The sequence below is a fragment of the Halobacteriovorax sp. HFRX-2_2 genome (assembly GCF_043196705.1).
Classification (GTDB): Bacteria; Bdellovibrionota; Bacteriovoracia; order Bacteriovoracales; family Bacteriovoracaceae; genus Halobacteriovorax_A.
The window spans coordinates 49307-62194 of the sequence record NZ_JBEBMT010000004.1 but is presented as its reverse complement, the minus strand read 5'-3'; the positions used below and the strand labels follow the sequence as shown (position 1 = coordinate 62194).

The window sequence follows — 12888 nt, the reverse complement described above, 5'->3', positions numbered from 1 at the left end:
ATGTCCATCATACAGAAAATTGAAGAGCAGTGCTCTTTTAATTTCACTGGCAGAATTAATATTTTAAAAAGAGCCGATCGACAGTTCTTAGGCGTTATTTATATTAGCGAGGGGATTGTTGTTGCGGCTCAATTCTCTAAGAAGACAGGACTTAAGGCCCTTTACTCTCTTGTTATTTTTGAAATGGATCATATTGAAGAATTCACTCTTGTGGCCGAGCCGGAAGTTGTTTCTGAAAGTGATTATGAATTCAAACTAAAATTTAGTGAGTTGAAAAGCAATATTGAAAACGCCTACTCACAGCACTTAAAGGCGAAGTCGCTTCGTCCACCAGAAAATATTCACATTTTGATCAATTCCGCGTTTATAAAAAATGGAAAAAAGACTGGTGCAAATGAATTTTTACTATTAAAAACTATAGCTGAATACAGCAAGGTTAAAGATATTTACAGCAATTGCGAATTATTTGATTTTGAAGTTACCCAAGCATTAGTAAATCTAAGAAAAATGGGTGCCTTGAAGGTCGTAAAGTAGGAGTTTTAAATGAAAGATCAATTACATAACACAGGCAATCTTAAAGAGCTAAAAGTTATGATCGAAGAAAACGTTGTTACATCTTTTGAGCAGATGTCTGAGAATACAGGCATTGAGCTTGAAGAGCTTATTGTTGTCGCTCTAAAGCGCTTTAGAGCTTCTCATAGTGATTATGAGAAGAAGACTTTCCAAGTTGATTAATTATTATTCATATTAGAGTAGACACACCTTCTGGTGTGTTTACTTTTTCTACAGTGTTAAAAATTTAACAGTCTTATTCCTAAACAATTCAATAAAATCCATTAAATCCGAACGTGTTTTCGTATAGTTAGCAGATATACGTATTTGTTCAATTTGGCACGAGTGTTGCTTCTATATACGCATATAGGTTTTAGGAGCACTGTATGAAAGCAACAGCTATTTACAAGAAATTCATTATCGCATCAGTACTATCAGGGTCATTCCTTGTATTCGGTGGAATCTACCAAGGAATTTCAGTAACTGATAACTCATTTATGCAACAGAAAGATATCTCTTTTGAGAAGAGAGTAGATGAGAGTGTTGATCGTATCGTTGCTTCTTCTGATCGTGAGAAGATTTCAGTTCAATACCTACCGGTTGCAGAATATGCACAAATTATTGATGGCCAGTGGGAAATCGTTAGAGTTGAAAATCACGAAGGAAATGAAATCTTTAATGAAAGAAATGCTAACTCTAAAAGACTAGTAGATATGAAGTTAATTGGTACAGGTCTTGTTCAGCTTAATGAAAGTGATGAGTATACATTTGATGTTTCTTTCCTTCATGAAAACAATAAGAATATCTCTATCTTTAGAGCTTACGAGGATGGTTTTGAATTAATTGAAGCTAGAAAAGTTATTGAAGAGAAGAAAGAAGAGTCTTTAGAAGTTAATGTTGATAAAGCTCTTGAAGAAGTTGCAGTTATTAATGAAAACGAAAGAAAAGAACTAGTTATTGAAAGAGTTGTTCTTCCACAACTTAATAACAAGCTAATTCGTGGTGAAGACAAAATTGAAGGAAGTGTGACTGTTGGTCCAAATGGTGTTCAAGGTCTATACTTCAATGTTTTTGATAAAGACATCAACGAAGTTCTTGGTGACATCAAGCTTAAAGATGGAAACTCTTTTGAAGTTGAACTTCAGGGACAACTATCTCACGGTGTATTTGCTAGAAATGGTGAAAATGGTTACCGTCTAAGATTTACTACTGGTCCATATGCTGGTGGTCTTATTAACTATGTAACTTATGATGAACTAGAAAGAGTAAATGCTGAATTTGAAAATATGGAAAGAGCAAAAGAAGAGTCACGTTTTGAAAGATCTCTAACTGAAGAAGGATCTTTTGAAAATGATATCAACTTAGCTCAAGGTAATGCAAACCCAGTATCTTTTGAGAAACAAAACGAAGAGCAAGCTGAAGAAGAAAGATTCGAGGAAAGATACGAAGACGAGCAATATGAGGAAGAAGCTTTAATTGATGATCCAGCAGCTAGATTTGAAGAGCAACAAGAGCTTGAGTATGAAAGACAAGAAGAATTAGACAGACAAGGTTACGGATTCTAATCCTAAAATATAAAGAGAGAAGAGAAGAAAAACAAAGGCCCTCAAAATTGAGGGCCTCTTTTTATTTTTTAAAGGCTACAAAACCTTCTTAAGTTCTTCTTGAAGAAGAGGTACGATTTGGAAAAGATCTCCAACAATACCGTAGTCAGCTTTAGTAAAGATTGGCGCATCTGGGTCAGTGTTGATTGCAACGATAACCTTAGATGTTCTCATCCCTGCTAAGTGCTGAATTGCACCTGAGATACCACAAGCGATATAAAGTGATGGAGCAACAGTTTTACCTGTCTGACCAACTTGCATTGCGTGTGGAGCATATCCTGAGTCAACAGCTGCACGTGAAGCACCAACAGTTGCACCAAGAACTTCTGCTAGATCTTCAAGAATCTTGAAGTTCTCAGCAGACTTCATCGCACGACCACCAGAAACGATGATATTCGCTTCAGTTAGGTCAAGCTTCTCAGAAGCACCTTTAACGATTTCTTTGATAACAGCTTTGATATCACCTGCGTTAGCAGCAACTTCATTAGTTGCACCAGCACCGGCCGTTGGAGCGTCTGGCATACCAAGAGCGTTTGGTCTTACTGTAATGAAACCTGGCTTAGGTCCATCAAGTTCAACTTTTGCTAGAACCTTACCTGCAAATAGTGGTCTTGTTCCTGCGAAGTTGTCACCATCCATTACAAAATTTGTAACTTCTGAGGCCATCCCTGCGTCGAACATACCTGCTAGTCTTGGCATAAGGTCTTTTGCAAGAGAAGTTGCACCAGCAAATACGTAATCGTAGTTTGAACCGATGAACTCTTTAAGTGCGTTAGCGTAACCTTCTGGTGAATACTGATCTAAGTTTGCACCTTTTAGGTTGTGTACGTTTGCAGCACCATATTTTGCTAGGTCAGCAGCAGCGTTTGCGCCCATGTCACCAACAACTGCAACGTCAACAGTGTGACCAGCAAGCTTTCCTAGGATTTCAAATGTAACAGACTTAACTGTTTCACCACTTGTTTCTGAAAATACTAATACTTTTGCCATTTTAATAATCTCCCTTAGATAACCTTAGCTTCTTCTCTTAAAAGCTTAACAACTTCAGCAACAACACCTGCTTGAGCAGCTTCATCCATTGCTTCAAATTTCTTACCAGCTGGTTTCTCTGGTGGAAGTTGGAAACCTGAATACTTAACACGACGATCATCAGCAGATACACCTACATCTGAAAGTGAGTGTTGAGCAAGAGGCTTTCTCTTAGCTTTCATAATACCTGGAAGAGAAGCGTAACGTGGGCTGTTTAGACCTTTGTTAGCAGCGATAACAGCTGGAGAAGTAACTTCGTAAACTTCTAGTGCTCCACCTTCGATTTCTCTTTTTAGAGTGTATTTCCCACCTGCTTCTTCGCAACCATCAACAACAGTTACAGAAGGCATTCCTAGCATTTGTGCTAGAAGTTGTGGAACTTGAAGACAATCGTCATCAATAGCTTGTTTTCCAGTGAAAATTACATCTGGATTTTTACCTGACTTTTCGATTGCACCCTTAAGTGCCTTAGCAGTCATGTAAGAGTCTAAGTTGTCATCTGCTTCAACTAGGATTGCATCGTCTGCACCCATAGCAAGAGCAGTTCTTAGTGCTTCAGTGTCCTTAACACCACCAACTCTAACAACTGTAACAGTTGAACCACTATTAGCAGCTTTAGTAAGTAGAGCTTGCTCTACCGCAAATTCATCATATGGATTCATGATCCACTTAATCGAAGAAGTTTCGATATAAGATCCATCACCATTTGGAGTAATTTTAGTTTCCGTGTCTGGAACTTGTTTAATACATACAAAAATGTTCAATTTTAGCTCCTTGTAAAAATTTCTTTAGCAATAACTAATCTTTGTATTTGTGAAGTGCCTTCATATATTTGAATGAGTTTGGCGTCTCTCATTATTTTTTCAACTGGGTACTCTTTGCTATAACCATAGCCTCCGAATACTTGTACCGCATCTGTCGCTACCTTCATGAACATATCAGCGGCCTTAGCTTTTGAATATGAAGAAAGTTCTGGATTTGGTTTTCCATTATCAATTGACCATGCTGCTTTTTGAACAAGTAGGCGTGCAGCTTCAATCTCGATTCCCATATCGGCAATCATCATTTGAATCGCTTGATGACGAGAAAGGGGTACTCCAAATTGTACTCTTTCACCTGCATACTTAACTGCATGGTCCATGGCACATTGAGCTCCACCTACTGCTGAGCTAGCTACCATTGGTCTTGAGTGATTTAAAGTGGCCATTGCAATTGGCCAACCTTGACCTGGCCCACCCAAGATATTTTCTTTGGGAACTTTTACATTTGTAAATGTCACTGCTCTTGTATCAGAACAACGATGTCCCATTTTATTTTCTTTTTCACCAAGTTCTATGCCCTCGGCTTTGCCATCAATAACAAGTGCCGTGATACCTTTGTGCTTTAGTGCCGTGTCTGTTGTTGCATAAACGACAAAAAGATCTGCATAGCCTGCATTTGTAATCCACATCTTATTTCCATTCAATAAGTAGTGATCACCATTATCTTTGATTGTTGTTTTGATACCTGCTGCATCAGATCCGTAACCTGGTTCTGTTAAACAGAAGGCCGCAATTTTGTAATCTTCTGTAAAAGGAGATAAGAATTTTTTCTTTTGCTCGTCATTACCACCGATAACTATTGGAAGGAGGGCCAGATCATTTGCCATGATCGCTGTATTCATTCCTAGACAACCGTAAGCTAGTGCTTCTGTTATAATCATTGAATCAATAGTTGAAAAGCCTGCACCGCCGTATTCTGCAGGAATACATGTGTTAACTAGTCCTAGCTCCCATGCTTTGCGAAGAATCTCAAGAGGCATTTGGGCCTTCTCATCATATTCGCCAGCTTTTGGCATCATCTCATTCTTTGCAAATTTCATTGCAAGGTCTCGAATTTCTTTTTGCTCGGAAGTTAATTCAAAGTTGATCATGATGGAACCTATTGTTCGAAAGATAATGTGACATTATTATAGATATGTTTTCAGTATTTAGTAAATAGGTAATAAAGGCTTAAGATACCGTAATAAAACACGATGGTACTATTTGAGTGGTGTTGCATCATTATGGTCTAGATCAACAATTTTATAATATGATTTATAGTCACTGTAGCTTGGAAGATCTTTTAATGGTTCGAGAACAAAACTTCTTTTTCTAAATTCTTTATGGGGAATAGTTAAGTTCTCTGAGTGATAATTTAATTTATCAATAAAAATAATATCGATATCAATTTCTCTGGGGCCCCAGTGGTAGCGGTGTTTGCGTCCTAGTTTCTCTTCAATTTCTTTTGCAATGTGCAAAATTTCTTCCGGCCCAATTACTTGAGCCGTCTCAATCTCTAGAGCGATATTATAAAAATTTGGTTGATCTTGTGGCCCATAGGGTGGCGTTTCAAAAATACGACTTGTGTATGCCTTGGCATCTAGGGCCAATTCGATTTCTTTAGTTGCGCTAAGAAGCATCTCTGCTTTGTTGTCTAAATTTGAACCGAGGCTAAAGATGATATTCATTAATTAGAGTTTGATTGTTTAGAAGACTTCTTAGTTTCTTCTTTTTTGTCATCAATCTTAGTTTGTGACTTAGGTCTTAGTACTTTTTTATTTTGTTCAATAAATGAAGGAAAGTTGTCGTTCTTAGGTTTTGGCGGAGCCTTAACTCCACATGAGACAACGATAAAAGAAATGAAAGTGAAAAATATTTTAGAACTCAAGTGCAAGTCCGACTCCCATTACATCTGTTCCAATATCTACACGTAAAAACCAACCAGGAACAAGTCTTTTGAAACCTGTCGCTCCAAAGACAAACTCATCTTGTTCAACACTTGCTACAAGGTCAAGTTCTCTTTGAGCTTGATCACTACCAACCTTAGATACGTCTCCTGCACCAGGGCTGTCAGCTGTTGCAAATTTATAGCCTACATATGGCATAAAGATAGTGTATAAAGGACCTTCAAAAGCGTACTTTGCTCTGAAGATATATTGGTTTACGGCCGTATCGATATCTTCGGCAGGAAAGGCACGTATTAAGTGTCTTCCAATAAAGCCTTCTACCCAAATATTCTTTTCAACTTGAAATGACCAAGAGGCATTATATTGAGTATTTGTATCTTGTTTCCCTGCTGTATTAAAGCCATCAACAAGTCCAATACCCACGGATGCAATATTATCATTTTTGATAACACCTGTTTGTTGGTTGTCTTCCCCATACAGGTCTTCTTCCAACAAAGTGGTATCGTCGTATAGTGATTCACTATCTGTAATTTTAAATTGATCTTCTGTATTTTCAGAAGGCTTACCATAAGCAGAGTCATCACCACGTAAGATTTGAACGTCTTGATTAACAAAGAAGTTCTTGAATAAATCTTCATCGTAAATTTTTGTGATTTTTACGGCCGCTTGGTTTTCTTCTTGTTTTGGAACAACTCCACGTGCAACGGGAACCTTATTAATAAGGATAGTAATATAGTCACCTTTAGCGAAGCTATCCTGACTATTACTAACAAGAATAATTCTTCTTGTTCCTGAAATTCTTAATAGCTTTTCATTAGCTAAGTCATAGTTAGCGGAATTTGAGAAATCATTTACTGCACTTTGAGAAAAAGCAGTAGTTGATAAAAATAGTAAGAATAGGATCAATATATTCTTCATACGGAAAAATTGTACATTGCATGAAGAAATTAGTCTAGGCGGTTAATATTTAAATATCTATTTAAAAGTAACCGAAGGGAATTACATATAATTGTTACTATTAAAAAGGGGTAATATACCATGAAAAAGATATCTTTATTGTTTCTAGTCTCATCTTTAACGTTCACTTCATGTTCGTTCTTCAAGAATAAAGAAGGGGATGTAGCTGTTGCTGAGCAAACTGAGGAGATCTCTATTGATGATTCTGACTTTGTTGTTGATGCAAATGAAGACTTAGATCAATTAGAAGAAACTTCAGCAATGTCGTCATCTGATGAATCAGTTGCCGTTCTTGGAAGCGAGCCTGTTTCTCCAACAGATGAAATCCTATTAGAGGAAAGTGTTGCTTTAGAGAAAGATGTAGTCGTTACAGCTTCAGATTATTATGAAGTTCAAAAAGGTGAAACACTTATGTGGATTGCTTTTAAACTATATGGTGACTACAGAAAGTGGAGAGATATTCAAGCGATGAACCAAGAAGCTCTAGCTGATGGCCTACAAGCAGGTGATAAAATTAAATATCAAAGTGGACAGTTTAATTGGAATCCAGTTGGACTACCTCACCTAATTAGAAGAGGTGAAACACTAGGTGTTATTTCACAAGATAAATACGGAACTCCTGCGAAGTGGAGATCTATTTGGGATAATAATAGAGATATGATTAAAGACCCTAACTTAATTTTTGCTGGTTTTACTCTTTATTATGTTCCAGAGGAAAGAGATGTTGCTTCCGAGTCTATGTAATTCATGTATAATAGATTAGTTATATAAAGCTCTCATTATGAGAGCTTTTTTATTTTTTACTTTATAGATGATGAGAATTTTAATCTTTTTAACAATATTTACTTTAACGTCATGTACTTATCTTTATAAGAACGATAACGATTATCCTTATAACTACCAAGATACATTCACGTCGCAGGACTACTTGAATCATCTTGAAGGTATCGCTAACTTATTCATCGAAAATAATAAAGTAAAAAAACCGAATCAAAGATCACGTCGATATTTAAATAAAATTGCAAAAGAACTCTACCTTAATAACCAAGGTCTTTTTCAAAAAGATGACTTCGGAATCAATTTCTATATCGTTGAAGATAGTCGAAATTTTTATTTTTCCCTCCCAAAAAATAATGTCTTTATGTCTAGGGGGCTTCTAAGAAATTACATGAATAGTGAAAATATCTTTGTTGCTGTTTTGCTTGGTGAGCTTATTAGAAGTAAAATAGGAATTTACGAAAAGAAGAAGCTTATTCCTCTTAACTCATACACGATAGACGACATGATTCGTATCAATAATCTAAATTTAAATGCTAAACGTGACTTAAATAATTTAGTGTACGAAGTTTTAATTAAGTCAGGATATGATCCTGAAGCACGTCTTCTATGGTTGCAAACTCTAAACCGACAATCAATCAGCTTTAGCGTGCAGGGAGTTCACTCTCACGAATTATCAAAAGAAGAATTCTTACTGAAAAACTATATGGTGAATAGTGGTGAAGATGAAAATTTAATTTTCGAAAAAAATTCATCACGACAATTTTACTATTTTAAAGAAAGTATCTAATGAGTATTTAGGATGAATAAAGAATCAATCACACAAAAGCTGGAAGAAGCTGGTTTCTATAATGATAAGAGTACACTGGAGAAACTCTCTGGAGATGCCTCTAGTCGAGAGTATTATCGACTAACAAATGACTCCCAGTCTTTTGTCGTATGTGTTGAGTCATCTAATGGCCAGCAAAGTTGTGACTTTCATAAAGTCACCAATAATATTTTAGATAATATCAAAACTCCTGAAATTTTTTATTATGATCCGCAGTTCTCAATTCTTGTTTTAGAAGATATTGGTAGTGTTTCACTGAAAGATTTCTATGAAGCCTCAGGGATAAGCAAGCATATCCAAGCAGTAGAAGATATTAAAAAATATCAAAAGATGCCTTTAGAATTTTGTATGAATCGAATCTTTGACAGAGAAAAAATTGGATTTGAGTTTGATCTCGCTTGTAATTTTTTCTTGAATCAGTACCTAGGTGTTAGTTTAAATACACAAGAGACTGGCATTGTTAAAGAAGTTCGAGAATTCATTATTGATTACTATGAAGCTCATAGGGATGTTGTCTGTCACCGCGATTATCATTCGAATAATTTATACGTGAAAGATAATACTTTGTTTCACATCGATTATCAGGATATGAGAGTTGGCCCAAAAATGTATGACTTGGTCTCACTTGTTGACGACTGTTATATTGATTTTTCTGATGAAGAAAAAAAGAAATTACTTCTTACTTATGATGAGAAGTTCTATGAAAAGTATGGCCATGATTATCATGTCGTCCAAGTTCAGCGAACATTTAAGGCCCTTGGTAGTTTTGCATACTTAAAAATAGATAAGAACAAAGAAGGTTATCTTCAGTTCATTCCAACAAATTTGCATAAGCTAATTAGTATTTGTGAGAAGAGTTCAATTGAGGTGTTTAGATCTTTTTCTGATATTTTAAAAAGAGGTTTAGATGATTAAGACTTGTTTCATCGCGAGTGCTGGCTTTGGTACTAGAATGGGGAACTTAGGAAAGATTATCCCGAAGCCTCTATGGCCCTTCTTCAACCTTAGGTTATTAGATCTACAAGTTGCATATGCCAAAATGTTGGGTTGTGAAAAAATTTATATTAACTCGCATCACTGCCATGATGAAATGCAGAACTGGGCACAAGGCAAAGATGTTGTCTTGCTTCATGAACCGTCGATTCTTGGAAGCGGGGGATGTATCCATAATTTAAAGAATTATGTTGATGATGAGATCATTTTCATTATTAATTCTGATCAGTTTTATTTTTTCGATTTTTCTCAAATTAGTGAAGATATTAAACGAATGGTTGAAGATGATGCAATTGCACACTTGTATGCAATTGAAGTTGATCGTGATGCTACTTACAATGAGACAAAAGTTATTGATGGGAGTTTAACAAGTATTGCTCCTCATGAGGGTACTAGTAGTTATTTAACTTACTCAGGGGTTGGGATTTTAGACTTAGCTAAGATTCCTCAAGTCGAAGGTGAGTCTTCGTTTTTCAAAACAGTGGCCGATTTCAAAAATAAAAATGTTCACATGAGTTTACCTAAGGAGCCAATCTTCTTAGATCTAGGAACTCTCGATAAGTATATTGAGGTCATCTCTGAGCTTGAAAAGCTTCCCGCTGTTATTAAGAAGTTTGTTGCGGCAATCGAAGAATTAGACGGCGTGGATTTCAAGTCAACTGCTACTATGGAGTGGGCAGGGGTTACATTTAACTTTGACACACGTACTATTTCTTATGAGGGTAAAGACTATTCTTTTTGAGTAACTTCTTTAATACAGTCTACCGGACAGACGAGAGTGCACGCATTACACAAAGTACATGCCCATGGTTCAATTGTATATTTACCCTTGTCCATAAAAATGGCCTTTTCTGGGCAAATGAGCCTGCAGTTATCACACTCTATACAACGTGAAGAAATTTCGAGATAATAATCCATATATTAATTATAACAAACTTTGAAATTTAAGGTAACAATTGCACAATACTGACACTCTAACATTCAAATTGCTAAATATTCTGTTTGTGGTATTTTCACTGTTCTTTCTGCACACATGTTACTCACTTGATGCAGATGTTTCAGCAATTGACTTAAATCGTTTCATTGGAATTCTTACAACATATAAAATAACAACGGCACTTGCAGTTTTTTTACTCTTTAAGATTCTATTTATGGGAGAACTTACCATAGTGATCTTGTCGGTTTTTGTACTTAATATCTTTTATAAGGTTTTTTCCTTATTCCTAGTTGAGTACGACAAAATTATTCTCCTTATGGCCGTTATCTTCTTATTAGTTTCATATAATATGATCCTGTTATTAAAAGAAGAATTAGCTCAAGCTATCTTTAAACCAATCTTTACGAAAGAGAATTTCAACTTTGATGGCTTCTGCTCTCTTGAAGGGAATGTCTACTTATCTTCTGGTTCTTGTTTACCCGTTAAAGTTTCTAACTGTGATGATAAGGGTATAGTTATCTACACGAGTGAAAAAATATCTAAGGGTGAAAAAGTTGAATTTGAGTTAGAATATGAAGGTAAGAAATTTATTGATAATTTTTGTGTCGAATTAGTTTACCCAAATGGATATGGGTTAAAGTTATTATCAAGTGTTGAAGATAATAGTTATAACTGGATTACACTTTATAATATTTTGAAACGTCGAGGAATTGTTTCATTATAGTCTAGGAAGGATCATTTAATGTTTAAGTATTTAATCATCTTATTAGTTTTTATTTCATGTAACTCTAACAAGTCTCCAGAAGGTGTTCTAAGAGGCTTCATTGAAAAAAGGCTAAATGATGAAATTAAGGTCGCTGATTTAGAGGACTACTTAACAGGAAGTCTACTTGAGGAATATACTCAAGCATTAACTGATGATCCAAAGAAGCTTAATGAGATGTCAAAATACGAGAAGTCTCGCTTATCTATCGTATATAAGAATTGTTCAGGAGATGAGTGTTCAATCACTTATTCTGTTTCTTATGATGACGAGGCCACTGATGGTAAAACAAAACAAGATGTTTCAATTTCAGTTAAGAAAATAGCTCTTATCATCAAGAAAGATGATAAGTGGTTAATATCAGATATTAGTGATGTGAAGTCATTTTACGAATTTAAAGAGACTGACGTCCGTTAAGATATCTTCATTCCTTACCGATAAGTAAGGGGTGAAAAGCGGTAAAATTTTAGATCTTTCATTTGAGAAATTAGTTGGTGAGACTTTCAATTTAACAGAAAGTGCCAACTCTAATGCTCATCAACTAAATTATATTTCAGAAATTAAGTCATATCGACTTTGGATAGGTGGTACGTTTATCGACTTCCCTCAAGGTCTCTCCTTTATCGATGACCTCAAAAAAACGAGCTTTATCGAGTTAAAGCTTTATGACAAGGCCCTTAACGATGGCCTAAAAGAAGTTCTTAGTACTCACGAGGACTTAGTTGTATATATGATGGATGAGGATATTTTTATTGAAACTAAAGAATATGAAGAAATAAAAAAAGCGGCTTAAAGCCGCTTTTTTTTATAGTGTATTGTAGTAATTTTTTAGCATTAATGCGTCATCTTCTAGGTTTGGTGAGTTACAAATCATGTATCCACCACAACCATTTTTCTTAAGTGACTTAAGAAGATCTTTCCAGTTGAAGTCAGACTTCTCAAGGTTAAGGTGCTTTAGATCACCTTTAGAGTTAGTGCTGATTCCTGAAATATGGATGTGCATATTCTTAACTGATTCTTCACCTAGTTCTTCTTTAAGCTTAGCAATTACTTCATCAAACTCTTCTTCAGAGTTGTACTGATTAGTACGTGCATATAGGTGAGAGAAGTCCATACATGGGCGACAAGAGTCTACATTCTTAGTTAAGCTGATTAGCTCTTCTAGTGAACCAAACTGTGAAGTCTTCCCTGTTAGCTCTGGACGAAGCTCAATTTCAATATCAAGTCTACTTAGTCTTTCTTCGATTACATTCATTGATTTTTCAACTAGGTCGAATACATCATATGGAGAATCTTTCATGTAGAAAGCTGCGTGGAAAGTCATTGATTCTGCACCACAAAGATCAGAAATCTTAGCAGTTTGGATAATTCTCTCAACAGAAGAATCAATTTTATCCTGCTCTCTAGCATTTAGGTTGATATAGTATGGGCCGTGTGAAGTTAATGGAACGCCTAGCTCATATGATACTTTTCTTAGATTTGAAGAAACTTCTTCCTTCATTCTTACGCCGTGTGCAAACTCAAGTTGCATACAATCAAGTCCAAGTTCGTGAATTCTTTTAACACCTTCTACTGGATTGTTCTTTTTAACTGTAGAATTAGGAACACCTGCTGTACCAAAAAGTAGCTTAGTATGCATTCAAAATACCCCTTCTGCTTATATTTAAAACGTTAATGCCTTGTGTATCACAATTACGGAATCCACAATAGTCGCGCTGCGAAATCTCGCGTCGAGCGCTT

The 12888-nt window shown here is 35.7% G+C and carries 18 protein-coding genes; 10 read left to right on the top strand and 8 right to left on the bottom strand.

The window, feature by feature from the left end; genetic code table 11:
- The 3 genes from ABMA79_RS13155 (at position 1) to ABMA79_RS13145 (ending at position 2117) form a co-directional block, all read left to right on the top strand.
- A complete protein-coding gene (locus ABMA79_RS13155) occupies positions 1 to 534 on the top strand; it encodes a hypothetical protein (RefSeq protein WP_021267528.1) in 534 nt (177 codons plus the stop codon).
- A 9-nt stretch (positions 535 to 543) separates the two neighbouring features.
- Entirely contained in the window at positions 544 to 735 is a 192-nt protein-coding gene (locus tag ABMA79_RS13150; RefSeq protein ID WP_392861460.1) for a hypothetical protein, read from the top strand.
- Positions 736 to 938: 203 nt separating this feature from the next.
- On the top strand, positions 939 to 2117 hold the full coding sequence (locus tag ABMA79_RS13145) for a hypothetical protein (protein ID WP_393093157.1): 1179 nt from the start codon (positions 939 to 941) through the stop codon (positions 2115 to 2117).
- 75 nt (positions 2118 to 2192) lie between these two features.
- On the opposite strand, the gene ABMA79_RS13140 is transcribed toward ABMA79_RS13145, so the two are convergent.
- The 6 genes from ABMA79_RS13140 to ABMA79_RS13115 all read right to left on the bottom strand — a co-directional run bounded on the left by ABMA79_RS13140 (position 2193) and on the right by ABMA79_RS13115 (position 6810).
- The gene (locus ABMA79_RS13140; RefSeq protein ID WP_392861463.1) at positions 2193 to 3146 is read right to left on the bottom strand and encodes an electron transfer flavoprotein subunit alpha/FixB family protein; all 954 of its coding nucleotides are present in this window, start codon (positions 3144 to 3146) and stop codon (positions 2193 to 2195) included.
- Between the two features lie 14 nt (positions 3147 to 3160).
- Positions 3161 to 3949 carry an electron transfer flavoprotein subunit beta/FixA family protein gene (locus ABMA79_RS13135; protein WP_392861464.1) on the bottom strand — a complete coding sequence of 263 codons (789 nt, stop codon included), beginning with the start codon at positions 3947 to 3949 and terminating at the stop codon, positions 3161 to 3163.
- A 2-nt stretch (positions 3950 to 3951) separates the two neighbouring features.
- On the bottom strand, positions 3952 to 5094 hold the full coding sequence (locus tag ABMA79_RS13130; RefSeq protein WP_393093514.1) for an acyl-CoA dehydrogenase family protein: 1143 nt from the start codon (positions 5092 to 5094) through the stop codon (positions 3952 to 3954).
- A gap of 111 nt (positions 5095 to 5205) precedes the next feature.
- Entirely contained in the window at positions 5206 to 5673 is a 468-nt protein-coding gene (folK, locus tag ABMA79_RS13125) for a 2-amino-4-hydroxy-6-hydroxymethyldihydropteridine diphosphokinase (protein WP_393093154.1), read from the bottom strand.
- The gene (locus ABMA79_RS13120; RefSeq protein ID WP_393056859.1) at positions 5673 to 5873 is read right to left on the bottom strand and encodes a hypothetical protein; all 201 of its coding nucleotides are present in this window, start codon (positions 5871 to 5873) and stop codon (positions 5673 to 5675) included. The genes folK and ABMA79_RS13120 overlap by 1 nt, the downstream gene beginning before the upstream one ends.
- On the bottom strand, positions 5863 to 6810 hold the full coding sequence (locus tag ABMA79_RS13115; RefSeq protein ID WP_393056858.1) for a hypothetical protein: 948 nt from the start codon (positions 6808 to 6810) through the stop codon (positions 5863 to 5865). Before ABMA79_RS13115 ends, ABMA79_RS13120 begins: the two co-directional genes overlap by 11 nt.
- 120 nt (positions 6811 to 6930) lie before the next feature.
- Here ABMA79_RS13115 and ABMA79_RS13110 point away from each other — a divergent pair, with 120 nt between their 5' ends.
- From ABMA79_RS13110 to ABMA79_RS13095, 4 genes are all read left to right on the top strand, one after another.
- Positions 6931 to 7593 carry a LysM peptidoglycan-binding domain-containing protein gene (locus ABMA79_RS13110; protein ID WP_392861469.1) on the top strand — a complete coding sequence of 221 codons (663 nt, stop codon included), beginning with the start codon at positions 6931 to 6933 and terminating at the stop codon, positions 7591 to 7593.
- A gap of 67 nt (positions 7594 to 7660) precedes the next feature.
- A complete protein-coding gene (locus ABMA79_RS13105) occupies positions 7661 to 8416 on the top strand; it encodes a hypothetical protein (RefSeq protein ID WP_392861471.1) in 756 nt (251 codons plus the stop codon).
- Positions 8417 to 8428: 12 nt separating this feature from the next.
- Complete coding sequence (locus ABMA79_RS13100; RefSeq protein ID WP_393093151.1) at positions 8429 to 9370, top strand: phosphotransferase; 942 nt, start codon at positions 8429 to 8431, stop codon at positions 9368 to 9370.
- Complete coding sequence (locus ABMA79_RS13095; protein ID WP_393093150.1) at positions 9363 to 10190, top strand: NDP-sugar synthase; 828 nt, start codon at positions 9363 to 9365, stop codon at positions 10188 to 10190. The genes ABMA79_RS13100 and ABMA79_RS13095 overlap by 8 nt, the downstream gene beginning before the upstream one ends.
- Here the strand turns inward: ABMA79_RS13095 and ABMA79_RS13090 are convergent.
- Entirely contained in the window at positions 10178 to 10366 is a 189-nt protein-coding gene (locus ABMA79_RS13090; RefSeq protein ID WP_084710518.1) for a DUF362 domain-containing protein, read from the bottom strand. The two genes, ABMA79_RS13095 and ABMA79_RS13090, sit on opposite strands and share 13 nt — an antisense overlap.
- Positions 10367 to 10452: 86 nt before the next feature.
- On the opposite strand from ABMA79_RS13090, the gene ABMA79_RS13085 reads away from it, so the two are divergent.
- The 3 genes from ABMA79_RS13085 to ABMA79_RS13075 are packed head-to-tail and all read left to right on the top strand — an operon-like array spanning position 10453 to position 11941.
- Entirely contained in the window at positions 10453 to 11109 is a 657-nt protein-coding gene (locus ABMA79_RS13085; protein WP_392861476.1) for a hypothetical protein, read from the top strand.
- 18 nt (positions 11110 to 11127) lie between these two features.
- On the top strand, positions 11128 to 11565 hold the full coding sequence (locus ABMA79_RS13080; protein WP_393093148.1) for a hypothetical protein: 438 nt from the start codon (positions 11128 to 11130) through the stop codon (positions 11563 to 11565).
- Between the two features lie 31 nt (positions 11566 to 11596).
- A complete protein-coding gene (locus ABMA79_RS13075; RefSeq protein ID WP_393093145.1) occupies positions 11597 to 11941 on the top strand; it encodes a hypothetical protein in 345 nt (114 codons plus the stop codon).
- 12 nt (positions 11942 to 11953) lie between these two features.
- On the opposite strand, the gene ABMA79_RS13070 is transcribed toward ABMA79_RS13075, so the two are convergent.
- The gene (locus tag ABMA79_RS13070; protein WP_392861480.1) at positions 11954 to 12787 is read right to left on the bottom strand and encodes a TIM barrel protein; all 834 of its coding nucleotides are present in this window, start codon (positions 12785 to 12787) and stop codon (positions 11954 to 11956) included.
- Positions 12788 to 12888: the final 101 nt, after the last annotated feature.